This is a genomic window from Geomonas oryzae (assembly GCF_004117875.1).
GTDB lineage: Bacteria > Desulfobacterota > Desulfuromonadia > Geobacterales > Geobacteraceae > Geomonas > Geomonas oryzae.
This window is the reverse complement of record NZ_RAHW01000003.1, coordinates 465,701-488,728: the sequence shown is the minus strand read 5'-3', so window position 1 is coordinate 488,728 and position 23,028 is coordinate 465,701. Positions and strand designations below refer to the sequence as shown.

20 protein-coding genes are annotated in these 23,028 nt (G+C 61.7%); 16 read left to right on the top strand and 4 right to left on the bottom strand.

The window, feature by feature from the left end; genetic code table 11:
• The first annotated feature begins 17 nt into the window (after window positions 1-17).
• The 14 genes from D6Z24_RS10405 (at window position 18) to D6Z24_RS10340 (ending at window position 15,467) form a co-directional block, all read left to right on the top strand.
• Window positions 18-383, top strand: a complete 366-nt coding sequence (locus D6Z24_RS10405; RefSeq protein WP_129126512.1) for a CidA/LrgA family protein — start codon at window positions 18-20, stop codon at window positions 381-383.
• Complete coding sequence (locus D6Z24_RS10400) at window positions 380-1,072, top strand: LrgB family protein (RefSeq protein WP_129126511.1); 693 nt, start codon at window positions 380-382, stop codon at window positions 1,070-1,072. The genes D6Z24_RS10405 and D6Z24_RS10400 overlap by 4 nt, the downstream gene beginning before the upstream one ends.
• A 76-nt stretch (window positions 1,073-1,148) precedes the next feature.
• Window positions 1,149-2,522: an FAD-binding oxidoreductase gene (locus D6Z24_RS10395; protein WP_129126510.1), complete on the top strand. Its 1,374-nt coding sequence runs from the start codon at window positions 1,149-1,151 to the stop codon at window positions 2,520-2,522.
• Between the two features lie 67 nt (window positions 2,523-2,589).
• On the top strand, window positions 2,590-3,831 hold the full coding sequence (locus D6Z24_RS10390) for a (Fe-S)-binding protein (protein ID WP_129126509.1): 1,242 nt from the start codon (window positions 2,590-2,592) through the stop codon (window positions 3,829-3,831).
• A 120-nt stretch (window positions 3,832-3,951) separates the two neighbouring features.
• Window positions 3,952-4,674 carry a FadR/GntR family transcriptional regulator gene (locus tag D6Z24_RS10385; RefSeq protein WP_129126508.1) on the top strand — a complete coding sequence of 241 codons (723 nt, stop codon included), beginning with the start codon at window positions 3,952-3,954 and terminating at the stop codon, window positions 4,672-4,674.
• Between the two features lie 204 nt (window positions 4,675-4,878).
• Entirely contained in the window at window positions 4,879-6,663 is a 1,785-nt protein-coding gene (gene aspS, locus D6Z24_RS10380) for an aspartate--tRNA ligase (protein ID WP_129126507.1), read from the top strand.
• Between the two features lie 21 nt (window positions 6,664-6,684).
• Window positions 6,685-7,368 (top strand): LysM peptidoglycan-binding domain-containing protein, encoded by a 684-nt coding sequence (locus tag D6Z24_RS10375; RefSeq protein WP_246014628.1) that lies wholly within the window; start codon window positions 6,685-6,687, stop codon window positions 7,366-7,368.
• A gap of 508 nt (window positions 7,369-7,876) precedes the next feature.
• Complete coding sequence (locus D6Z24_RS10370) at window positions 7,877-10,105, top strand: NADP-dependent isocitrate dehydrogenase (protein WP_198419537.1); 2,229 nt, start codon at window positions 7,877-7,879, stop codon at window positions 10,103-10,105.
• A 65-nt stretch (window positions 10,106-10,170) separates the two neighbouring features.
• A complete protein-coding gene (gene mdh / locus D6Z24_RS10365) occupies window positions 10,171-11,124 on the top strand; it encodes a malate dehydrogenase (protein WP_129126505.1) in 954 nt (317 codons plus the stop codon).
• 176 nt (window positions 11,125-11,300) lie between these two features.
• Entirely contained in the window at window positions 11,301-11,492 is a 192-nt protein-coding gene (locus D6Z24_RS10360; protein WP_129126504.1) for a 4Fe-4S binding protein, read from the top strand.
• A gap of 21 nt (window positions 11,493-11,513) precedes the next feature.
• Window positions 11,514-12,647: a 2-oxoacid:acceptor oxidoreductase subunit alpha gene (locus tag D6Z24_RS10355; protein ID WP_129126503.1), complete on the top strand. Its 1,134-nt coding sequence runs from the start codon at window positions 11,514-11,516 to the stop codon at window positions 12,645-12,647.
• A 1-nt stretch (window position 12,648) separates the two neighbouring features.
• Window positions 12,649-13,461 carry a 2-oxoacid:ferredoxin oxidoreductase subunit beta gene (locus D6Z24_RS10350; protein WP_129126502.1) on the top strand — a complete coding sequence of 271 codons (813 nt, stop codon included), beginning with the start codon at window positions 12,649-12,651 and terminating at the stop codon, window positions 13,459-13,461.
• Between the two features lie 18 nt (window positions 13,462-13,479).
• Complete coding sequence (locus D6Z24_RS10345; RefSeq protein WP_129126501.1) at window positions 13,480-14,028, top strand: 2-oxoacid:acceptor oxidoreductase family protein; 549 nt, start codon at window positions 13,480-13,482, stop codon at window positions 14,026-14,028.
• A 215-nt stretch (window positions 14,029-14,243) separates the two neighbouring features.
• Window positions 14,244-15,467 (top strand): HD-GYP domain-containing protein, encoded by a 1,224-nt coding sequence (locus tag D6Z24_RS10340; RefSeq protein WP_129126500.1) that lies wholly within the window; start codon window positions 14,244-14,246, stop codon window positions 15,465-15,467.
• Between the two features lie 12 nt (window positions 15,468-15,479).
• Here D6Z24_RS10340 and D6Z24_RS10335 read toward each other — a convergent pair whose 3' ends face one another.
• Window positions 15,480-16,676 carry an HD domain-containing protein gene (locus tag D6Z24_RS10335; protein ID WP_246014636.1) on the bottom strand — a complete coding sequence of 399 codons (1,197 nt, stop codon included), beginning with the start codon at window positions 16,674-16,676 and terminating at the stop codon, window positions 15,480-15,482.
• Between the two features lie 188 nt (window positions 16,677-16,864).
• Complete coding sequence (rlmD, locus tag D6Z24_RS10330) at window positions 16,865-18,520, bottom strand: 23S rRNA (uracil(1939)-C(5))-methyltransferase RlmD (protein ID WP_129126498.1); 1,656 nt, start codon at window positions 18,518-18,520, stop codon at window positions 16,865-16,867.
• Window positions 18,521-18,675: 155 nt separating this feature from the next.
• Between rlmD and D6Z24_RS10325 the strand changes: the two genes are divergently transcribed.
• Entirely contained in the window at window positions 18,676-19,209 is a 534-nt protein-coding gene (locus D6Z24_RS10325) for a YbhB/YbcL family Raf kinase inhibitor-like protein (protein WP_129126497.1), read from the top strand.
• Window positions 19,210-19,213: 4 nt separating this feature from the next.
• Here the strand turns inward: D6Z24_RS10325 and D6Z24_RS10320 are convergent, their stop codons facing one another.
• Together D6Z24_RS10320 and D6Z24_RS10315 are read right to left on the bottom strand one after the other, a co-directional pair.
• A complete protein-coding gene (locus tag D6Z24_RS10320; protein ID WP_129126496.1) occupies window positions 19,214-21,010 on the bottom strand; it encodes an amidohydrolase in 1,797 nt (598 codons plus the stop codon).
• A gap of 57 nt (window positions 21,011-21,067) precedes the next feature.
• Window positions 21,068-21,721 (bottom strand): hydrolase, encoded by a 654-nt coding sequence (locus D6Z24_RS10315; RefSeq protein WP_129126495.1) that lies wholly within the window; start codon window positions 21,719-21,721, stop codon window positions 21,068-21,070.
• Window positions 21,722-21,881: 160 nt separating this feature from the next.
• Here D6Z24_RS10315 and ispG point away from each other — a divergent pair, with 160 nt between their 5' ends.
• Entirely contained in the window at window positions 21,882-22,928 is a 1,047-nt protein-coding gene (gene ispG / locus D6Z24_RS10310; protein ID WP_129126494.1) for a flavodoxin-dependent (E)-4-hydroxy-3-methylbut-2-enyl-diphosphate synthase, read from the top strand.
• Window positions 22,929-23,028: the final 100 nt, after the last annotated feature.

The following is a 23,028-nucleotide window of genomic DNA, read 5'->3' as shown; positions in this document are numbered from 1 at the left end:
TAAAAGGCCCGCTCCCGATGGCTAGAAGCTTCCTGAACATAATCTGGCAGACCGCGCTCTTGTGGCTGGTCTTTCGCCTTGGCGGGTACCTGGTAGGGGCGCTGCACCTGGCTCTTCCCGGGAACGTGGCCGGGATGCTGATCATGTTCGCCCTGCTTGCAACCGGTGCCGTCAAACCCCGCTACATCGAGGTCGCGAGCGGGTTCCTGCTGAAGCACTTCGCCTTCTTCTTCATCCCGATCTCGGTCGGGCTCATGTCGTTTGGCTCGCTTATGCGCCAAAGCGGTCTGGCGCTCCTCGTCATCCTGGCGGCGAGCGCCGCGATCGGCGCGGCGGTCACCGGGATGTCCGTACAACTGCTGCAAAAGAGGAGGGAGCCGTGAACAACCTCCCTCTCTTCGCCCTTTTCGTCGTGCTCACCCTCGGGGCCTACCTGGCGACGCGCTGGCTCTTTCTCGCTTACCGGCATCCGCTTTTGAACCCGGTTTTTCTCAGCACCGTGGCCCTCATCGCCTTCCTGCAGGCCACCGGGCTCACCCTGGAGGAGTACCGGCCGGCGAAGGACGTCATGACCTATCTGCTTGGCCCTGCCACCGTCGCACTGGCGCTGCCGCTTTACCACAACCGCCGGGTCCTGAAGAGCCACGCACTTCCTGTCCTCTCCGGCGTGATCGCCGGATCACTCACCACCATGGCCGCGGCCCTTCTCGCGGGAAGGGTGATGGGGCTTGACGGCGGCGTGCTCCTCTCCCTCGGGCCCAAGTCGGTAACAGTGCCCATTGCCGTGGAAATATCACGCCTGACCGGCGGCGAGGCGAGTCTCACCGCCGCCTTCGTGGTGGCAACCGGCATGATCGGCTCCATCATGGGGCCGTCGCTTCTGTCGCTGTGCCGGGTGAAAAGCCCCGTAGCCCGTGGCCTGGCCCTCGGCACGGTCTCCCACGGACAGGGGACCGCCGTGGCCCTTTTGGAGAGCGAAACGGCCGGGGCGATGGGGGGCGTCGCCATGGCCATCGCTGCCGTATTCACCGCGCTCGTCGCGCCATACTATCTGCCTCTTTTCCTGCGCTGACGGCAGGTTCTGACGGTTCACCACAAAACGGGGACTGAAGCCCTCGGGCGGTCCCGGCAAGAAAGGAACGATTGCCATGGAAAACAATTTCATCAAGGCGCTCGCCGAGATAGTCGGAGCGGAATATACCCTTTCGGACCCAGAATCGCTTGCCTGCTACGGCTACGACTCTACGCCGGAGCTGCAGAGCAGGCCGGGAGTCGTGGTGCTTCCCAAGAGCACTGAGGAGATCGCTGGAGTTGTCGCGCTTTGCAACGGTGCCGGCGTCCGGGTGACGCCGCGCGGCTCCGGCACCAACCTCTCCGGCGGTTCGATTTCCTTTGACGCCGGCGTGATCCTGCAGACCAGCCGGATGAACCGCATCCTCGAGATCGACGAGGAGAACCTGACGGCTACCGTCGAGACCGGCGTGATCACCTCGGCCCTGCACCGCGAGGTGGAGGCGAAAGGTCTCTTCTACCCGCCCGACCCGGGGAGCATGAACATCTCTACCATGGGGGGGAACGTCGCCGAGAACTCCGGGGGACTCAGGGGGCTCAAGTACGGCGTAACCGACGATTACGTCATGGGGCTCAAGACCGTCCTTGCCAACGGCGACATCCTGAAGACCGGCGGAAAGGTGGTGAAGGACGTGGCGGGGTACAACCTGAATCAGCTCCTCGTCTCCTCCGAGGGGACCCTAGGGATCTTCTCCGAGGTCACCGTGAAGCTGATCCCCAAGCCGCAGACCAAGAAGACCATGCTGGTGCACTTCCCGCAGCTCGAGCAGGCGGCACTCACGGTTTCGCACATCATCGCGGCGCGCATCATCCCGGCGACCCTCGAGTTTCTCGACCGCACCACCATCAAGTGCGTCGAGGACTACGCCAAGGTAGGGCTTCCCCTGGACGTGGACGCCGTGCTCCTCATCGAGGTGGACGGTCACCCGGCACAGGTCGAGGAGGACGCCGCGGGGATCAGGGAAATCTGCGAGCGGCACCACTGCTCCTTCTTCCAGACCGCGGCGAGTCCCGAGGAGGCGCTGAAACTCGCCACCGCCCGCCGGGTGGCGCTCTCCGCACTGGCCCGCGTGCGTCCCACCACGATCCTTGAGGACGCCACCGTGCCTAGGAGCTGCATCGCCCCGATGGTGAAGCTGATCCAGGACACCGCGAAGAAGTACGACCTGCTGATCGGCACCTTCGGTCACGCCGGCGACGGGAACCTGCATCCGACCTGCCTCACCGACGAGCGGAACCCGGACGAGATCAGGAGGGCGCACCAGGCCTTCGGTGAGATCTTCGAGGCGACCATCGCCATGGGGGGGACCATCACCGGAGAGCACGGGGTAGGGGTGGCCAAGAAGAACTACCTGCCGAAGCTGGTGGGCGAGTCCGGCCTGCGCGTGATGCGCGGCATCAAGGGGGCGTTTGACCCCAGGGGGATCCTGAACCCCGGTAAGATCTTTTAGGCGGACGCCGGCGCGACCAGTCAGACAAGTCAGACTGCCGCCACGCACCATTAACAAAGAGGGCATCATGGATTACGTAAAACTCATCAACTGCATGCGCTGCGGCATGTGCCTGCCGCACTGCCCGACCTATAAGGAGACCTTCCTGGAGACCGCCTCGCCGCGCGGCCGCGTGGCGCTGGTGCGCAAGTTCCAGGAAGGGGAGCTCGTGGAGAGCGAGAAGTTCCTCGAGTACGTATCGCTCTGTCTTGATTGCCAGGCGTGCGCTTCGGCCTGCCCCTGCGGCGTCAATGCAGGAGAACTGGTGGCCGAGTTCCGCTGCGAGCGGAAGAACGAGAAGGGACTCTCCATGATGGAGGACATGGTCCTTAGAAAGCTCGTGCCGCACCCGGACCGCCTCGAGGCGGCAACGGCGCCGCTTCGGCTCTACCAGAAAACAGGCATGCAGAAGGTGGTCCGCTCCCTTGGGCTTTTGAAGATGTTCCCCGAGGCGTTGGGACGCATGGAGGGGCTCCTCCCGAAGCTCCCCGCTGCGCCGCTGCGCCAGACCATAAGCGAGGTAACCCCTGCGGTGGGGCAGGAGAAGGGGACGGCAGGCTTCTTCCTCGGCTGCGTCATGAGCCTCATCTTCAGCGAGGCGAGTCTCGCCACGGTGACGCTCCTTTCCGCTCTCGGGTACAAGGTGGTGACCCCCAAGGACCAGAAATGCTGCGGCGCCCCGAACATGCTGGGGCACGACATGGAGGGGCTTAAGGACGCGGCCCGCTTCAACACCGACCTCTTCGAGTCGCATGAACTCGACTTCGTGGTGACCGACTGCGGCGGCTGCGGCGCGGAACTCAAAAAGTACGGTCACCACCTGGACGGGGAGGAGGGGGCCACCTCCTTCAGCGCGAAGGTGCGCGACATCTCCGAGGTACTGGCCGGCGAGGCGGGCGCCCTTAAGGAACTCCTGAAGCCGCTCCCGCTCAAGGTGACCTACCACGACCCGTGCCACATCGCGCACTGCCAGGGGATCCGAAGCCAGCCGCGCGCCCTCATCAACCTCATTCCTGGCATCGACTTCCGCGAGCTCCCGGAGGCCGACGCCTGCTGCGGGTCGGCGGGCACCTACAATATCGAGAAGCCGGAGATGTCGGATCGGGTGCTCTCGCGCAAGGTTTTAAACGTACAAAAGACCGGCGCCGACTACCTCGTGACGAGCAACCCCGGCTGTCTGTTGCAGCTCAAAAAGGCCCTCTCAGAGGCGACCCCGCCGGTCAGGGTGATTCATCTGACCGAACTCCTGCAGATGAGTATGGACGCCTGAGAGAGGGGTGGAAGCCGGCTCCAAAAGGCGCCGCCGGGTGCGTCAATTTGACGCCCTCGGCGCGTCCAGAGCCCAAAAATTATGTTGCCTTAGCTTACCTAATGTAGTATCGGTGCCTTCATGAAATTTACGCCGATTAAACCCAAAAAGGTATCGACGCAGATCGCCGAGCAGATCCGCAGCTCCATTTTGGCGGGTGAATTCAACCCGGGAGAGAAGCTTCCTCCCGAGCGTGAACTGGCCGAGATGTTCGGGGTATCCCGCCCCTCGGTGCGCGAGGCGCTGAACATCCTGACCTCCTCCGGCCTGGTCGAGACCTACCAGGGGGGCGGAACCCTGGTGCGCTCACTGGTGGAGAATACGGCGGCCATGCCGCTCACCGAACTGATCCGCATCGACGGCGACCGTGCCCTCGACGTCATCGAGGTGCGCAAGGGGATGGAATCCTGGACCGCCTGGTATGCAGCCACCCGTGCGCTCCCCGAGGACATCAGGCGTCTCGAGGCGGTGATCGACGGGATGAGGAAGAACCTGGAGGAGCTGAAGCACTCCGAGGACTTCGACGCCCATTTCCACATGCTGGTGGCCCGCGCCACGCACAATGTGGTCTGGTCGCACATGATGCAGAGCATCTTCGAGGCGATGCAGGAATTCCAGCGGGATGTCTGGCGCGCCGTCTACCTGACCGAGGAGGATCAGCGCCTGCTCTTCAACCATCATCTGAAGATCTACGAGATGATCCGGGACCGGGACGCCGACGGCGCCCGCGGCGCCATGCTCGAGCACCTGGACTTCGCCCAGAAGCGCTGCTCCGCCTACGTGTCGATGCGCGGCTCCGAATAGACCTTTACCCGAACCACTTTTAAGGCCCGACAGAGATCTCTGCCGGGCCTTTTCTGCCTCTGCATCCGGCTTCGATGCTTCGAGCGATGCGTGTCATGCCTGTAAAAGGGCTTGCCGCGGGCTCCTTTTTGGTTGAAGCAAATTTTCTTTTTAGTTATAGTTACGCGATTTATTTCCCTGCAGATAAAACCAAGGAGGGTTTACATGATAGATTTTCTGGGCGATTGGAAGAGAACCAGTTATTGCGGCGAGTTGAGGGCCGAGCACATCGGTCAGGATGTGGTCCTGATGGGGTGGGTCTCCAAGCGGCGCGACCACGGCGGTCTCATCTTCGTTGACCTGCGCGACAGGGACGGCATCGCCCAGGTGGTTTTCGACCCGGAAAGAAACGCCGATGCACACGGAAAAGCCGAGGGCGCCAGGAACGAATACGTCCTCGCCATCAAGGGGACCGTGGCGGCACGCCCGGAAGGGACCGTGAACCCGAAGATGAAGACCGGCGAGATCGAGGTGCTGGTCAAGGAGTGCAAGCTCCTGAACCCCTCCAAGGCGCTCCCGTTCACGCTGGACGGTTTCGTCGACGTGAACGAGAACATCCGCCTCAAGTACCGCTACCTTGACCTGAGGACCGGCCAGCTGCAGCAGAACCTGATCCTGCGCTCCAAGGTCGCCCAGCTGACCCGCCAGTACCTGACCGACAACGGCTTCCTCGAGCTCGAGACCCCGTTCCTCACCAAGTCCACCCCCGAGGGTGCCCGCGACTTCCTGGTTCCTTCGCGTATCAACAAGGGTGAGTTCTACGCCCTGCCGCAGTCCCCGCAGCTCTTCAAGCAGATCCTCATGGTTTCCGGTTTCGACCGCTACTTCCAGATCGTGCGCTGCTTCCGCGACGAGGACCTGCGCGCCGACCGTCAGCCCGAGTTCACCCAGATCGACTGCGAGATGTCCTTCATCGACCGCGAAGACATCATCACCGTGATGGAGGGGCTCATGGCCCGCATCTTCACCGAGGCGCGCGGCGTGAAGGTCGAGCTCCCGATCCAGAGGATGACCTACCAGGAGGCGATCCGCCGCTTCGGCGTGGACAACCCGGACCTGCGTTTCGGCCTCGAGCTCGTCGAGCTCTCCGACATCGTCAAGAACTCCGGCTTCAAGGTCTTCGCGGACGTGGTGAACGGCGGCGGCATCGTCAAGGGGATGAACGTGAAGGGGGCGGGCTCCATGAGCCGCAAGGAGATCGACGACCTCACCGAATTCGCCAAGATCTACGGCGCCAAGGGTCTCGCCTACGTGAAGATGACTGCGGAAGGGTGGCAGTCCCCGATCGCCAAGTTCTTCACCCCGGAAGAGATCGCCACCATGGACAAGGCGTTCGACGCGCAGGAAGGGGACCTGCTCCTCTTCGTGGCGGACAAGCCGAAGGTGGTCAACGACTCCCTCGGCAAGTTGAGGAACCACCTCGCCGCCAAGATGGGGCTCACCGACCCGAACGAGTACCGCTTCGTCTGGATCACCGACTTCCCGCTGCTCGAGTGGGACGAGGAAGAGAAGCGTTGGGCCGCGGTGCATCACCCCTTCACCGCGCCGATGGACGAGGACCTGCAGTACGTCGAGAGCGATCCCGGCCGCTGCCGCGCCAAGGCGTACGACCTCGTGTTGAACGGCAACGAGATCGGCGGCGGTTCCATCAGGATCCATCAGGAAGAGGTGCAGTCCCTGATGTTCAAGATGCTCGGCCTCTCCGAGGAGAGCGCGCGCGGCAAGTTCGGCTTCCTTCTGGACGCCCTCGAGTACGGCACCCCGCCGCACGGCGGCATCGCCTTCGGCCTCGACCGTCTTATGATGCTCATCACCGGCTCGGATTCGATCCGCGACGTCATCGCCTTCCCGAAAACCCAGAAGGGCGCCTGCCTCATGTCCGAAGCCCCCTCCGGCGTCGACACGCTGCAGTTGCGCGACCTGGGTATCCGTCTCGCCGTCAAACAGTAAAAAGGGGCGCCATTGAGGCTTTTGGCCCGACTGATAACCCTGCTGCTTCTCATCTCCGCGGCGGCCTGCGCAACGCAGCCGCCGCGGTTTCGTGAGGAAGCAGCGGCCAAGCTCGACCAGCTCAAGTTCGAGGGTGGAGAGCGTCTGTACCCCGCCGAGTACGCCAGCGTGCTTCAGGCGTTCCTGAAGGGGGACGCCTACATGATGGAGGATGAGTCCAAGGAGGCGGATCGTTACTTCCAGCTCACCCTCCTCAAGGGGGATCTCCTGGCCCGGGAGGTGGCTGCGGAGAAGGCACGCCTTCTGGCCGAGGAAAAGGCGCGGCTTGCCGAAGAGGAGCGAAAAGCCGAGCTGGAGCGGCTCGCCAAGCTGGAGGAGGAGCGGCTCGCCAAGGCGCGGGCGCTCGAAAAGGCCCAGAAGGAGGCCGCCGAGGCCGAGCGGAAGAAGGCAAAGCCGCCGGTCAAGGAGCCGGTACTCGTCCCATCCTGGTCGGTGCGCCGGGGGGAATCGCTTCCCCTTATCGCATCACGCGCCGAGGTTTACGGCGACCGCAACCTCTGGCCCCTGATCTATCGCGCCAACCGCGACCAGATCCGCGACCCGCGGCACATCTGGCCCGGCCAGATCCTCAGGGTGCCCAGAAACCTCGGGCGTGACGATTACGCCGAGGCGAGGCACTACGCCCAGGAGCACCCGCTGCACTGATCCAACCCCGTGTAGGACGATATTTTTAAACGGTATTTCGTCGCTACCAAAAAAAGGCGATTCCTGACGGCCGCTTAGTGCCGGAGAGGAAAGAGAAACTCCGCACATCCTTTATGGAAACCTCTGGCGCCCGCTCGCCCGGGCGCCCGCGCAAGTACCTGTAATGAAGGGGCTTTCCCCGTGGGCCCGCTGCGGCCTCCGCTTATTACCACCCTCCCTTTTTCACGCCGAACCCCATTTACTTCTTCACGAGATTCCTTCCAGATTTTCCCTTGACAGTGAAAAACGTTTTGTATACTGTATACAAAATTTGAAATCCAAAGTTATCCTGCTAACATCCCATAATCCTTCACATATTTTGCGAGACGCCGCGAAGGGGAGGCAATTGCCCCGGATGGCAGGCGGTTGACGGGCTCCCGCAGACGGATAAAACACCATGTCGGGCGATGCAGCGTGGCTTTGCCCACCATTTTGTATTTGTGCATTGCATAAAAACCAAGGAGAGATCATGACAACTAATGCAAAGATCGTTTGGACCAAGATCGACGAGGCCCCCGCACTGGCAACCTACTCCCTGCTCCCCATCGTCAACGCCTTCACCAAGGCGGCAGGCGTCGAGGTAGAGACCAGGGACATCTCGCTGGCCGGCAGGATCATCGCGAACTTCCCGGAGAACCTGACCCCGGAGCAGAAGATCGCCGACGAACTCGCCTACCTCGGTGAGCTGACCCAGAAGCTGGAAGCCAACATCATCAAGCTCCCCAACGTCTCCGCCTCCATCCCGCAGCTCAAAGCCGCCATCGCCGAGCTCCAGAGCCAGGGGTACAACATCCCCAACTACCCGGAAGAGCCCAAGACCGACGAAGAGAAGGCGCTGCACGCACGTTTCGCCAAGGTGCTCGGCTCCGCGGTAAACCCGGTTCTGCGTGAGGGCAACTCCGACCGTCGCGTCGCGAAAGCCGTCAAGGAATACGCCAAGAAGCACCCGCACAAGATGGGCGCCTGGGCTTCCGATTCCAAGAGCCACGTCTCCAACATGAGCGCAGGCGACTTCTACCACAGCGAGAAGTCGGTCACCCTGAAGGAGGCCACCACCGCCAAGATCGAGTTCGTCGACAACCTCGGCAACGTGACCGTGATGAAAGAGAAGCTCCCGCTGCAGGCAGGCGAGGTGCTGGACGGCTCCTTCATGAACGTGCGTGCCCTGAGGAAGTTCATCCAGGAGCAGATCGACGACGCCAAGGCGAAAGGGATCCTCTTCTCGGTGCACCTGAAGGCGACCATGATGAAGATCTCCGACCCGGTCATCTTCGGCCACTTCGTCTCCGTCTACTTCAAGGACGTCTTCGAGAAGCACGAGGCGACCTTCAAGGAGATCGGCGTCAACGCGGACCTGGGCCTTGGCGACCTCTACAAGAAGCTCGACAAGCTCCCGGCAGGCAAGAAGGCCGAGATCGAGGCCGACATCCAGGCTACCTACGCCAAGCAGCCGCCGCTGGCCATGGTCGACTCCGACAAAGGGATCACCAACCTGCACGCCTCCAACGACATCATCATCGACGCCTCCATGCCGGTCGTCATCCGCGACTCCGGCAAGATGTGGGGCCCGGACGGCAAGCTCGCCGACACCAAGTGCGTCATCCCGGACACCTGCTACTCCGAGTGGTACCAGGAGTGCATCGACTTCTGCAAGAAAAACGGCCAGTTCGACCCGACCACCATGGGCGCCACCTCCAACGTCGGCCTCATGGCGCAGAAAGCCGAGGAGTATGGCTCCCACGACAAGACCTTCGTCGCACCGCTCAACGGCACCATGCGCGTAGTTGACGCCTCCGGCGAAGTGCTGCTCCAGCACCAGGTAGAGCAGGGCGACATCTGGCGCGGCTGCCAGGCGAAGGATCTCCCGATCCGCGACTGGGTCAAGCTCGCCGTCTCCCGCGCCCGCGCAACCGGCGCTCCGGCCGTCTTCTGGCTCGACAAGAACCGCGCCCACGATGCCCAGATGATCGAGAAGGTCAACACCTACCTCAAAGACCATGACACCAACGGTCTCGAGATCCACATCATGTCCCCGGTCGAGGCGATGAAATTCACCCTCCCGAGGGCCAAGGCGGGCAAAGACACCATCACCGTCACCGGCAACGCGCTCAGGGATTACCTGACCGACCTGTTCCCGATCCTCGAACTCGGCACCTCCGCGAAGATGCTCTCCATCGTTCCGCTGCTCGCGGGCGGCGGTCTCTTCGAGACCGGTGCGGGCGGTTCCGCTCCGAAGCACGTGCAGCAGTTCCAGCAGGAAGGGTACCTGCGCTGGGATTCCCTGGGTGAGTTCCTTGCCCTCGCGGTCTCCCTCGAGCACCTGGCCGCTACCTTCAAGAACGAGAAGGCGGCTCTCCTCGCCGAGACCCTCGACACCGCCAACACCAAGTTCCTCGATCAGAACAAGAACCCGGCGCGTAAGGTCGGCCAGATCGACAACCGCGGCAGCCACTTCTACCTGGCCATGTACTGGGCCGAGGCTCTCGCCGCCCAGACCAAGGACGCAGCGCTTGCCGCCAAGTTCGCCAAGGTAGCGCAGGACCTGCAGGCAAACGAAGAGAAGATCAACGCCGAACTGATCGGCGCGCAGGGCAAGCCGGTCGACATGGGCGGCTACTACCACCCGGACGATGCCAAGACCGAAGCTGCTATGCGTCCGAGTGCGACCCTGAACGCGATCATTGACTCGATCGCCTAACAAGCGTAAACGTAGGTTTCGCTTCACCGGAAGATAATCACATTCTATTAACGGAGGAAGAAAACATGGCACGTAAGAAAATCGCACTTATCGGTGGTGGTCAGATCGGCGGCGTCCTTGCACAGCTCGCAGCTCTGCGCGAACTGGGTGACGTGGTGATGTTCGACATCGTGGAAGGCCTTCCGCAGGGCAAGATGCTCGATATCGCCGAAGTCGGTTCGGTCGACGGCTTTGACTGCTGCCTCAAGGGCACCAACAGCTACGAGGACATCCAGGGCGCCGACGTCGTCATCGTCACTGCAGGTCTTCCCCGCAAACCGGGCATGAGCCGCGACGACCTGATCGAGGTCAACTCCAAGATCATGACCTCCGTCGCGGAAGGGATCAAGGCCCACGCACCGAACTCCTTTGTCATCGTCATCTCCAACCCGCTCGACGCGATGGTGACCCTGTGCCAGAAGATCACCGGCTTCCCCTACAACCGCGTCATCGGTCAGGCCGGCGTTCTCGACTCCGCACGCTTCAAGACCTTCATCGCCTGGGAGCTCGGCGTTTCCGTGAAGGACGTGAACGCAATGACCCTCGGCGGCCACGGCGACGACATGGTACCGCTGGTCCGTTACGCCTCCGTTAACGGCATCCCGGTCATGGAACTCCTCGAGAAGAAATACAAGGACAAGGCGAAGGCCAAGGAAGTCATGGACGCCATGGTCAAGAGGACCCGCGGTGCAGGCGGCGAGGTTGTCGCCCTGCTGAAAACCGGTTCCGCCTTCTACTCCCCGGCTTCCTCCGCTATCTGCATGGCAGAGTCCATCCTCAAGGACCAGAAGCGCGTTCTCCCGACCTGCGCATACCTGAACGGCGAGTTCGGCGTGAAAGGCTTCTACGTCGGCGTTCCCTGCGTCCTCGGCGAGAACGGCGTAGAGCAGATCCTCGAGTTCGAACTTGACGCAGAAGAGCAGGCGATGATGGACAAGTCCGTCGCCGCGGTTAAGGAACTCGTTGGTTCCATGAAGTAAGAAGTAACTGCAGCAGGTACTACCAGGGGGTAGGGAGGTTTCCCCTCTCTACCCTCTTTTTACAAAAACGAAGTGTTTAGGCGTAAATTCGGGCACTTGCATTTTGTATACACTATGTGTTATAAACCCACATTTGCACAGCCTGCAAGGGCACATTTGTCAAAGGAGCTACGTTGATGGAGAAAACACCGGCTAACATCGAGATCATCGAGAAGTACTGCAAGGGGTGCCACATCTGTGTGGAGTTTTGCCCCACCAAGGTCTTGGAAATGAAGGGTTTTGTGGCAAGCGTCAAGAACCTTGAGGCATGCATCAAGTGCATGCAGTGCGAGCTTAGATGCCCTGACTTTGCAATCAAAGTATCGTAAACAATCTTAGGAGGTAAGAAAGTGGCTAAAAAAGTTGCATTCCTTCAGGGGAACGAAGCTGCCGCACAGGGGGCACTCTACGCCGGGTGCACGTTCTTCGGCGGTTATCCTATTACACCTTCCACCGAGGTGGCAGAGGTTATGTCTGTCGAGCTTCCGAAGATCGGCGGTAAATTCATCCAGATGGAAGATGAAATCGGTGCCATGGCTTCCGTCATCGGCGCTTCCCTTACCGGCGCCAAGGTACTGACCGCGACCTCCGGTCCGGGCCTCTCGCTCAAACAGGAGCTGATCGGTTACGCCTGCATCGCCGAGACCCCCTGCGTCATCGTCAACGTCATGAGGGGCGGCCCCTCCACCGGTATGCCGACCGGCCCTTCCCAGTCCGACGTGATGTGCGCCAAGTGGGGCACCCACGGTGACCACCCGGCGATCTGCCTCACCCCGGCCTCCGTGCAGGAACTCTTCGAAGAGACCGTGCGCGCCTTCAACCTGGCCGAGAAGTACCGCACCCCGGTAATGGTCATGCCCGACGAGATCGTGGCCCACATGCGCGAGCGCATCGTGTTCCCGGAACCGGGCGAGCTGGAAGTCATCAACAGGACCGCTCCGAGCGTTTCGCCGGCAGAGTACAAGCCGTACGACACGAGCTTCGGCGATGTGCCGCCGCTCGCAGCCTTCGGCAGCGACTACCGTTTCCACGTGACCGGCCTCAACAAGGGGCAGGACGGCTTCCCGACCACCAAGGCCGCCTGGGTTCAGGCTGAAGAAGAGCGCCAGGTGCGCAAGGTCGAAGCCAACGTCGACGACATCGTGACCTTCGAGGAGTACGAGTTGGCCGATGCGGAAGTCGCCGTTATCGCTTACGGCTCCACTTCCCGTTCCGCCCGCTTCGCAGTTAACGAGGCGAGGAAGCAGGGGATCAAAGCCGGTCTCTTCAGGATCAAGACCTTCTGGCCGTTCCCGGACAAGCAGATCGCAGCACTCGCCGGCAAGGTGAAGGCGTTCATCACTCCGGAGATGAACCTCGGCATGTGCACCGGCGAAGTGAAGCGTTGCGCCGAAGGCAAAGCGAGCGTCCACGGCATCTTCCGCGTCGACGGCGAGCCGATCAACCCGGGGCAGATCCTCGAAAAGATCAAGGAGGTTAAGTAACATGTCTTTTGATTACGATAAGTACATCCGTCCCGGCAAGCTGCCGCACATCTGGTGCCCGGGCTGCGGTCACGGCATTGTCATGAAGGGCCTGATCCGCGCGATCGACACCCTTGGTCTTCAGAAGAACAACACCGCCATCGTTTCCGGTATCGGCTGCGCCTCGCGTCTTCCCGGCTACATGGACTTCTGCACGCTGCACACCGCGCACGGCCGCGCGGCCGCTTTCGCCACCGGCGTCAAGATGGCTAAGCCCGAGATGAACGTCATCCTCGTGGGCGGCGACGGCGACGGTACCGCGATCGGCGGCAACCACTTCATCCACGCCTGCCGCCGCAACATCGACATGACCTACATCATCATGAACAACAACATCTACGGGATGACCGGCGGCCAGTTCTCCCCGTGCACCCCGACCGGTGCCAAGGCGTCCACTACCGTGTACGGCAACCCGGATCCCGCGTTCGACGTCGCCAAGCTCGCCATCGGCGCAGGCGCGACCTTCGTTGCCCGCGGCACCGCGTACCATGCGACCCAGATCGACAAGCTGATTGCGGAAGCCATCCAGCACAAGGGCTTCTCCGTGGTCGAGATCCTGGACGACTGCCCGACCACCTACGGTCGCCGCAACAAGTTCAAGTCCGTCATCGAGATGATGAACCGTCTTAAGGACATCGCCGTTCCGGTGAAGGCCGCCGAGAAGATGACTGCCGAGCAGCTCGAAGGCAAGATCCTTACCGGTGTCCTGTACAAGGAAGAGCGTCCGAACTACACCGACGAATACGCGAAAGTCATCGAGCGCGCCAAGAAATAAAAAGGAGGAGAACCTCAGATGTCTCAGAGATATGAAATCAGATTTTCCGGGGCTGGCGGGCAGGGTCTCATCCTCGCCGGCGTCATCATGGCGGAAGCCGCTTCCATCTACGACGGCAAGCAGGCCGTTCAGTCGCAGAGCTACGGTCCCGAGGCAAGGGGCGGTGCATCCAAGTCGGAAGTCATCGTTTCCGACTCCATGATCGACTACCCGAAGGCGACCGTTGTGGACGCGCTCCTCGCGCTTACCCAGGAAGCCTGCGACAAGTACTCCCACGACCTGAAAGAAGGCGGCGTGCTGCTGGTCGATTCCGACCTGGTGACCAAGCTTCCCCAGGGGAACTTCAAGACCGTTTCCTTCCCGATCATCAACACCGCCAAGAACGAAGTCGGTCGTGAGATCGTGGCCAACATCGTGGCGCTCGGCGCCATGGTGGCGCTGACCGGCGTGGTCAGCAAGGAAGGGGCGGAGAAGGCGGTTCTCGCCCGTGTTCCGGAAGCCTTCATGGAACTGAACAAGAAGGCGTTCCAGCTGGGTTACGAGAAGGCCATCGCAGCCAAGGCCTAATCGCACCACCTCTGCAACACATAAAGGCCCGGCGTAATCGCCGGGCCTTTTTTTTTAGAAAGCCTTCCGGTGCAGGCTGCCCGGGATGACACATCCGCCAGTGCGCTAGTGCGACCAGTCAGACCAGTCAGATGGTCGCAGGCGCATAATCTTGCACAATGCCACTCATAAGCTAGAATCCCAGTTAACAAAGCAAAGCCTGAGAGGATCCCCGCATGCCCCTGGAACTGTGTCAACTAGCGCTGAGACAGACCCTCGATCTGATTACCCTCACCGATAACACCTTGCGCGATCTCACCCGCCGCAAGTTCAGCAGCGACGAACTATACAACGAAGTCCTGGGAAAACTACTCGGGGGCAACGGTCGCCGCGGTCCCTCCGGCATCCTCATCGCCAATGAAACAGCGGAGGCCGCCTGCTGCAACGGCCAGGTTTTTCATCTGCGCGATGAAAGATTGCTGGAACGCTCCGAGCCGATAACCATCGAGCCGGGCTCGAGCTACGCCGGGAGCCTCCTTCTCGTGGAAGGTGGTGCCGAAGTGGTGGCGCTCAACTGGAACGACATCTGCACGACTATCGAGGAATTCCAATCCTTCTTTCATCCGAAGGTGCTCGAAGCCATGGGGGAGCCGATCCTCAACTTCGTGAGTTGCCGGATCAGCGGCGACGTGAAGGGGGTGATAGAGGCCTTCAACTATCAAGGGCGGGTAACCGAGTACGACGCGGATGTGCTGCGCAGTGCCGCCGTCATGATCGGTTCGCTGTTGACCGTCTCCAACGGGATGCGTGAGACGGAGCACGCTTTCACCTACACGATACATGCGCTCGCGCGGGCCTGCGAGGCCGCCGAACCGGACACCGGCCGCCACATCGTGCGCGTGAACCGCTACGCCGGCGCGCTTGCCGCCAACATGGGGTTCAACAACGAGTTCGTAAACGACATGTCCATTTCGGCGCAGATGCACGATGTGGGTAAGATACGCATCCCCACCGAGATCCTGCTCAAAGAAGGAAGGCTGACACCGCGTGAGATGAAACTGGTGCGCCAGCATCCCGCCTACGGTTCCGAGATCATCGGCGATTCTCCGCGGCTTCGGATCGCCAGAGAGATTGCGCTATCGCATCACGAGAACTGGGACGGCACGGGGTATCCGAAGCGGCTAAAGGGGGAGCGAATTCCCATCTCGGGGCGTATCGTGAAGGTAGCCGACGTGTACGACGCGCTCCGATCGCGCCGCAGTTACAAGGGTGCCATGACCCACGAGGAGGCCCTCGCTGTATTCCGAAACGGCGATGATCGGATCAACCCGGCAGCTCATTTCGACCCGGCCGCACTCGCCGCCTTCTTCAGAATCGAGCACATGTTCGAGATGATCTACGACAGCTCGATTCTGAAACTGGGCCTGGACCGGGTCGTGACCCCGGCAGAATCGAAGTAGGGTGGGGAGGGGTTATCCTCCCATCCGTGCCCTGAACTTACTCACCCTCTGCTGCATGATGATCTGCTGCAACTTCTCCGGCGGCGCCTCCTTACCGTCCAGCAGCGCCGGATCGATACCCAGCTGCGCCGCGTTCAACTTGGCCACCTCAAGCGCCACCTCCCATCCCGGCATGGAAGCATGAAAGTCCGCCGCCACCTGCAACGGCAGGAACTCCTGAATCCCCCCCTTGATGGCATCCAGCGCGAGACGTATCTTCGTCGAGTCCCGCAGCTCCTCCCAACGATTGGCGTTGTTGTGCAGCCGGTTCGTCGCCTGCAGCGCACGTTGCACTGCGACCGGCAGCCTCAGCCTTTTGCAGAACGCGGGTACCTGCTCGGCCCCCAGTGTGTCGTGCCCGTGGTGCTTAGGATGCAGTTCTTGCGGCGTGTAGAGCTTGCCGAGATCGTGGAAGAGGGCACAGAAACGGGCGACGGGTTCCGGTGTCAGTCGCGCCATCCGTTCCAGCACCTGTAGGGAATGCGTGAAGAGGTCGCCCTCGGGGTGGTGCTTCGGCGGGCCTGCCGGTATCTCCGCCATCCTGAATATTTCGGGAAGGAAGTTGACGCCGATGCCGAACTCCAGCATGCGGCGGAAAAATCGGGAGGGATCTTCTTTGGTCAGCGCCTTGAGCATCTCCTGGGAAAACCGTTCCACCGGGATGCGCTGCAGGGATGCCGTCCAGTCGCGTCCCTTCAGAATCAGCTCCGCTTCGGCATCGAGCCGCCAACCCTCGCATTCGAACCGGAAGGCGCGCAGGATGCGCAGGGGATCGTCCGTGAGGCTTTCGGGGGAGCAGCAGCGCAGCACGCGGCCTTCGAGGTCGGGCTTGCCGCCGAGGGGATCGACTAGCCGTCCCTCCAGTGACATGGCCATGGCGTTCACGGTGAAGTCGCGCCGGGAGAGATCTTCGGGGAGCGCATCGAGCGACGGGAGCCAGGTTATTTCGATCTTCCCGAAGGGTTCCTTGAAGCGGAAATAGATGTTGGGAGTGCTCTTTGACTCGACGAGGCGAAATCCCAGCGCGATCAGTTCCTCGGCTGGTACGGATGCCGCCAAGTCCACATCCTGGCATTGCACACCCAAGAGCACGTCCCGTACCATACCGCCGACCATGAAAATGCCAGGGTGCAGTTTAAGGGGGAAGAACTTCTTGAGTTTTGAGATCATCTCTTCCAATGGACCCTCGGAAGGATTAAAGGCTCTCCCTCTCCCCCCGGGAGAGGGCGGGGTGAGGGCGTCGCCACGAAGAGTCGATGTTGCATCTGCAAGCTCCCTCACCCGGCCTTCGGCCACCCTCTCCCAGCGGGAGAGGGGGTGATGGTCTCTTTGCGTCTTGGAGTCTATGCGCCTTTGCGTTAAGCCTGTATCTCTTTGGCCTTTTCCAAAAGCGCCACGTCCTCGACGTGCACCGTCTGCGGGAACATGTCCACCGGCTGCACCTCGAGGGTCCGGTACCCAAGGCGGGACAGGACGTCCAGGTCGCGCGCGAGGGTCTCCGGTGAGCAGGAGACGTAGATGATACGGCCGGGGTTGATGGCGGCGACGCTCTTCAGCACCTTCTCGTCGCAACCCTTTCTCGGCGGGTTCAGTACGATCAGGTCGGCGCCACCTTCCTCACCGATCTCGTCGATGAGGTGCACGGCGTCGCCCGCCTCGAAACTGCAGTTGTCGGCGCGGTTCATCGCCGCGTTGGCGGTAGCGTCGGCGACGGCGGCGTCGACCACTTCGATCCCGACCACTTCTCGGGCTTTATCCGCCAAAAACAGCGAGATCCCGCCGATGCCGCAGTAAAGGTCGATCACCCGTTCCTTGCCGGAGAGGCGCGCGAACTCGCGTACCTTCTCGTAGATGATGCGGGCGGCGCCGCTGTTCACCTGGAAGAAGGAGTGCGGCGACAGGTTGAAGCTCTTCTCCCCGATGAAGGCCTTCAGGCTCTGCGCCTTCGTTATGGAGCGGTCCTTGTGGCCGAAGATCACGTTCCCCGTGGAGGTGTTGATGTTCTGTGCCACGACGGCAACCTCGGGAACCGCCTGCTGGATGAACTTGGCCAGGTGGTGCATCTCGTTGTAGCCCTGCTCGGTGGTGACGAAAACCACCATTACCTGGTTGCTAGGCTCCGCCACGCGCACCACGAGGTAGCGTAAAAGCCCCATCTCGCTCTTCGGGTTGTAGATCTGTACCTTCCCCTTCTTGATCCCCGCCTTGGCGGCCTTAACCACCTTGTTGATCAGCGGGTGGTGCAGCGCGCAGTCCTCGATCTCCAAGACGTCGTGCGTGTTGCGCCGGTAAATCCCGATCACAGGGTCGGAGTGCTTGCCTGCAACAACGAGCTTCGCCGTGTTGCGATAGCCCAGCTCGCTCGGGGAGGCGATCACGTCATGAATGGTGGCGTCGGAAAGGGAAGGGTATCTGCGGATCTGGCGGGTCACCATCTCCTTTTTCCAGGCGAGCTGGGCCGGGTAGCGCATCTGCATGAGACCGCAGCCGTCGCAGGCCTTCCCCATGGTGCAGGCAGGGGAGGGGGCGCGGTCGGGCGACCGCTTCAAAAGCTTTATGATGTTGGCGAAGGATTCCCTGCGCCCGACGTAGGTGATCTTACCTACGATGGTCTCACCGGCAAGCCCGCCGGCTACCAGAACGCGGGTCCCTTCGTGGATGGCGACGCCGAACCCTTCTTCGTTGGTTGAAATAATCTGGAGTTCCAGCACCTGACCGCTGCGCAGCGCAGGCCGGCGCTCTTCCCCGGCACCGGCCGGACGCGCCGGTTTCCCCTTTGCCGGCTTCACGGGCGCCTTGCCATCGGCCTTCTTGAAGGCTTTTCCAGCGGGTTGCTCGCGCTGGTCGCGTGGCTTTCCTGCTGCGGGGCGGGCAGGTTTCTCGGCGCGGGAAGGGACTGCCGCTCCCCGTTCCGGCCTGGCCGCGGGCTTCTTCGTCTTCGGAGCGGGAGTGCTTTCCATGCGGGAAGGTTTTGAGTTCTCGGTGAAATGCTTTGGTTTGCTGGTATTTTTCATCTCTCTTTCATAGATTGAAAAGTCAACCGTGTCAACCGCCGAATTGCTGCCGTTCTCCCTTGCATAGGCGACCCCGAGGGATACACTAACGCTGGCTCTACTCTCATTGTGCCGGAGAGAGATGAACCGAGAGAGATTTAAACCTGGAGGTGATCATGGCCGGCCTGAAAAAACTGCTGCTGTTCCTTGTGGTGGGGATGTTGTGCGCGGCATTGCCGTTGCAGGCCAAGGAGGCAAAGATGTCACAGATGAAACTGACCAGTTCCGCGTTCAGTCACTCGGCCCGCATACCTGCCGCCTTCACCTGTGACGGCTCCGACACCAGCCCGCCGCTTGCCATCTCCGGAGTACCCGGCGAAGCCAAATCCCTTGCCCTCATCATGGATGACCCCGACGCACCGGCCGGCACCTGGGTGCACTGGGTCCTCTGGAACATCGACCCGGCCGCCAGGGAAATCGCGCAGGGTAGCGTTCCCCGCGGGGCCGAGCAGGGGGTGAACAGCTGGCGGCGCAAAGGCTACGGCGGCCCGTGCCCGCCGTCCGGGCAGCACCGGTATTACTTCCGCCTCTACGCTCTCTCCGAACGTTTGAACCTTCCCTCCAACAGCACTAGAAAAGAGCTCGACCTCGCCATGAGGGGGAAAATCCTGGCACAGACCGAGCTGCTAGGTCTCTATGCGCACAAGTAACGCCTCAATACACGAAGCAGTCGCACCCGGGTGACGGGAAGTGCCATCCCCTCTGCAACGAGCTGTGTGCGTGCCCCCGATGCAGGGGGGGCGCGTCGGCTTGTACATCCGCTTTGTGATACCCCCCGTACCGACCTACCGGCGACCAGTCCGGGCTCACCGGTAGAGGGGGGACCAGGTTGCCGAACTCCTCGCCGCCGTACACCACCTTCCCGCCGACCACGGTCAGCACCGACTCGATCCCCTTGATCTCCTCCTCGGGAACCGTGAAGTAATCCGACGAGAGTACGGCGAGGTCGGCCAGCGCGCCCGGGGCGAGGGAACCTTTTTTCCCCTCCTCCTGGGAAAACCAGCTGCTCCCGCGTGTGTACAGGGTGAGGGCTTCCATGCGGCTCAGCCGGTTATTCTCGGGGTAAAGGACGCTTCCGCCGATGGTTCGCCCGCTCACCATCCAGTACAGCGAGAGCCACGGGTTGTAGCTCGAGACCCGCGTGGCGTCGGTCCCCGCGCCCACCGGAATTCCCATCTCCAGCATGGACCTTACGGGAGGGGCGTGTGAGGTGAGCCGCTCGCCGTAGCGTTCCAGGAAATATTCCCCCTGGAAGGCCATGCGGTTCTGGATCGCGATGCCGCCGCCCAGTGCGCTGACCCGCTCCAGATTCCCGGCCGAAATGGTCTCCGCATGATCGAAGAACCAGCGGAGCCCCGCGAAAGGAACCACGCGGTGCACCGCCTCGAAGACGTCCAGGAAACGCGTGATCGACTCGTCGTAGGTGGCGTGGAGCCTGAAGGGCCAGCGCTTCTCGACCAGAAGTCGGACCACCTGCACGAGCTCTCCCTCCATAGCCGACGGAAGGTCCGGGCGAGGTTCCAGGAAGTCCTCGAAATCCGCCGCCGAGAATACCAGCATCTCGCCCGCCCCGTTCATGCGCAGATAGTCGTTCCCCTGTCCCGGTCCCGTCATGCTCACCCACTGCGAAAAATCGGCGAGTTCCCCTTTGGGGTGCTGGGTGAAGAGGTTGTACGCGATGCGCAGCGGCAGTTCCTCACGACCGGCGAGTTCGTTGATCACCCGGTAGTCGTCCGGGTAGTTCTGAAAGCCGCCTCCTGCATCGATGGCACTGGTGAGCCCGAGCCGGTTCAGTTCCCTGAGAAAATGGCGCGTCGAGTTCATCTGGTCCTCGAAGGCGAGCTTCGGCCCCTTGGCGAGGCTCGCGTAAAGCAGCATGGCGTTCGGTTTCGCGATCAAAAGTCCGGTCGGGTTGCCGCTTTTGTCCCGCTCGATCACGCCCCCCGGCGGGTCGGGCGTATCCTTGCCGTAACCCAGCGCATGCAGCGCCGCCCGGTTCACCAGGGCACGGTCGTAAAGATGCAGCACGAAGACCGGGGTGTCGGGCGCCGCCAGGTTCAGCTCCTCGAGGGTCGGCATGCGCCGCTCCTTGAACTGGAACTCGGTCCACCCGCCGATCACCCGCACCCATTGCGGCGGCGGGGTCCGCCTCGCCTGCTCCTTCAGCATTTCAAGGGCGAGGGGCAGCGACGGCACCCCGTCCCAGCGCAGCTCCATGTTGAAGTTGAGCCCGCCCCGGATGACGTGGATATGCGAGTCGTTCAGCCCCGGGATGATCCGCCTTCCCGCGGCGTCGATCCTTTGCGTATGTTCGTCGGCATCAGCGATCAGCTCCTCCCCGCCGAGAGCCTCCACCTTGCCGTCGCTGATCGCGACGGCGGAGGCTTCCGGACGTTGCCGGTCCAGCGTGCTGATCCTGGCGTTATATATGATCAGGTCAGGTCCCTTCATCTGCGTTACCTCCCGAAAAAGAAGCAGGCAAGGGGGTGATCCCTTGCCTGCCGTTGATTACTTCGAGGAAACGGTGCGGCTTGCCGGCGCCCCGTGCACCATGGTGTAGGCGTATTCGACCCCCTGGCCGTACGCGCCGCCATGCTCCTTCACCGCCGCGATCACGTCGTCGTAGGTCTCCTTGCGCGCCCACGTTCTCTGGTACTCGAGCAGCACCTGCAACGCCGTCATCGGTACGGCCCCCGCCTGCTCGATGCGGCGCATCGCCGCGTTGTGGGCGACGACGCTGGTCCCCCCGGAGGCATCCTCCACGGCGTACACTTCAAACCCGGCCTTCATGGCATCGAGCGTCGGGTAGGCGAGGCAGACCTCGGTCCAGAGCGCGGCCATGATCAGCTTGTTGCGCCCCGCGGCCTGCACCGCTTCCACGAATTTCGGATCATCCCAGGAATTCATGGAGCTCCGCTCGATGATGTCGTTGTCTGGGAAGATGTCCAGGAGCTGGGGCCACATGTTGCCCGAGAAGCTCTTGGTCTCGACGGTGGTGAGGATGGTGGGGACGCGGAAGATCCTGGCGGCCTTTGCCAACAGGATCACGTTGTTCATAAGGGTTTGCCTGTCTATGCTGGCAACCCCGAAGGTCATCTGAGGCTGGAAGTCTATGAAGATGACCGTGCTGTTTGTTGGATTCAGCAGATCGAGTTTACTCATGACAGCTACCTCCTGTGTCTTTTACCTCCAATAGGCACAGTATAGTCCCTCCGCTGATAAGTGGCGCGGGAATTTGCCGGCTGTCGCAACCCCTTCACTGCAATAGCAGAGGGGTTATCCTCCTTGCTTTTCCCCATAGATTTAGCTAGTATGTCCCGCTATGAAAAAACTCACCCGGCAGATCATGATAGGGAACGTGCCGATCGGTGGCGGCGCTCCTTGCTCGGTTCAGTCCATGTGTTCCACCGACACACGGAACGTTGCCGCGACACTGGAACAGATCGGCAGACTCGCCGAAGCAGGCTGCGAGATAGTACGTTGCGCGGTTCCGGACATGGATGCCGCTCAGGCTCTCGCAGCAATCAAGGCCGGCAGCCCCATGCCGCTCATCGCCGACATCCATTTCGACTACAAGCTGGCCCTGCAGGCGCTCGAATCCGGCGTGGACGGCCTGCGCCTTAACCCCGGCAACATAGGCGAGCGCTGGAAGGTCGCCGAGGTGGTCAAGGCGGCCGCCGAAAGACAGATCCCGATCCGCATCGGCGTGAACGGCGGATCGCTGGAGAAGGAACTCCTGGTCAAGTACGGACACCCGACCCCGGAAGCGATGGTCGAGTCGGCGCTTGGCCACGTGCGCATCCTCGAGGATCTCGACTACCGGGAGATCAAGATCTCCATCAAGGTATCCGACGTGCTGAGGACGCTGGAGGCCTACCGGCTCCTCTCGGATGCGGTCGACTACCCGCTGCACATCGGCGTCACCGAGGCGGGCACCGTCTTCTCCGGCACCATCAAGTCCTCGGTGGGCCTGGGTATCCTGTTGCACCAGGGAATCGGCGACACCATGCGCGTGTCGCTTACCGGCGATCCGGTACACGAGGTGCGCGTCGCCTATGACATCCTGAAGTCGCTCGGGATCAGACAGCGCGGCATCAACTTCGTCTCCTGTCCGACCTGCGGCAGGTGCCAGATAGATCTCATCCCGGTTGCCGAGGAAGTGGAGCGGCGCCTGGCGTTCCTGGACAAGAACATCACCGTGGCCGTGATGGGGTGCTCCGTGAACGGGCCAGGCGAGGCGCGCGAAGCCGATTTCGGTATTGCCGGCGGCAGGGGAGAAGGGCTCCTTTTCAAGCACGGCGAGATCCTGCGCAAAGTCCCCCAGGACAAGCTTGCCGATGCGCTGATAGAAGAAGTTTTAAAACCTTAAACCATTGGCCACGGAGAAAATCTGAGGAAATCTGAGAGAAGCAAAAGATTTTTGGGGTAAAACCCGTCTCACGTTTTGGGTTTTCTCCGAAGTTCTCAGA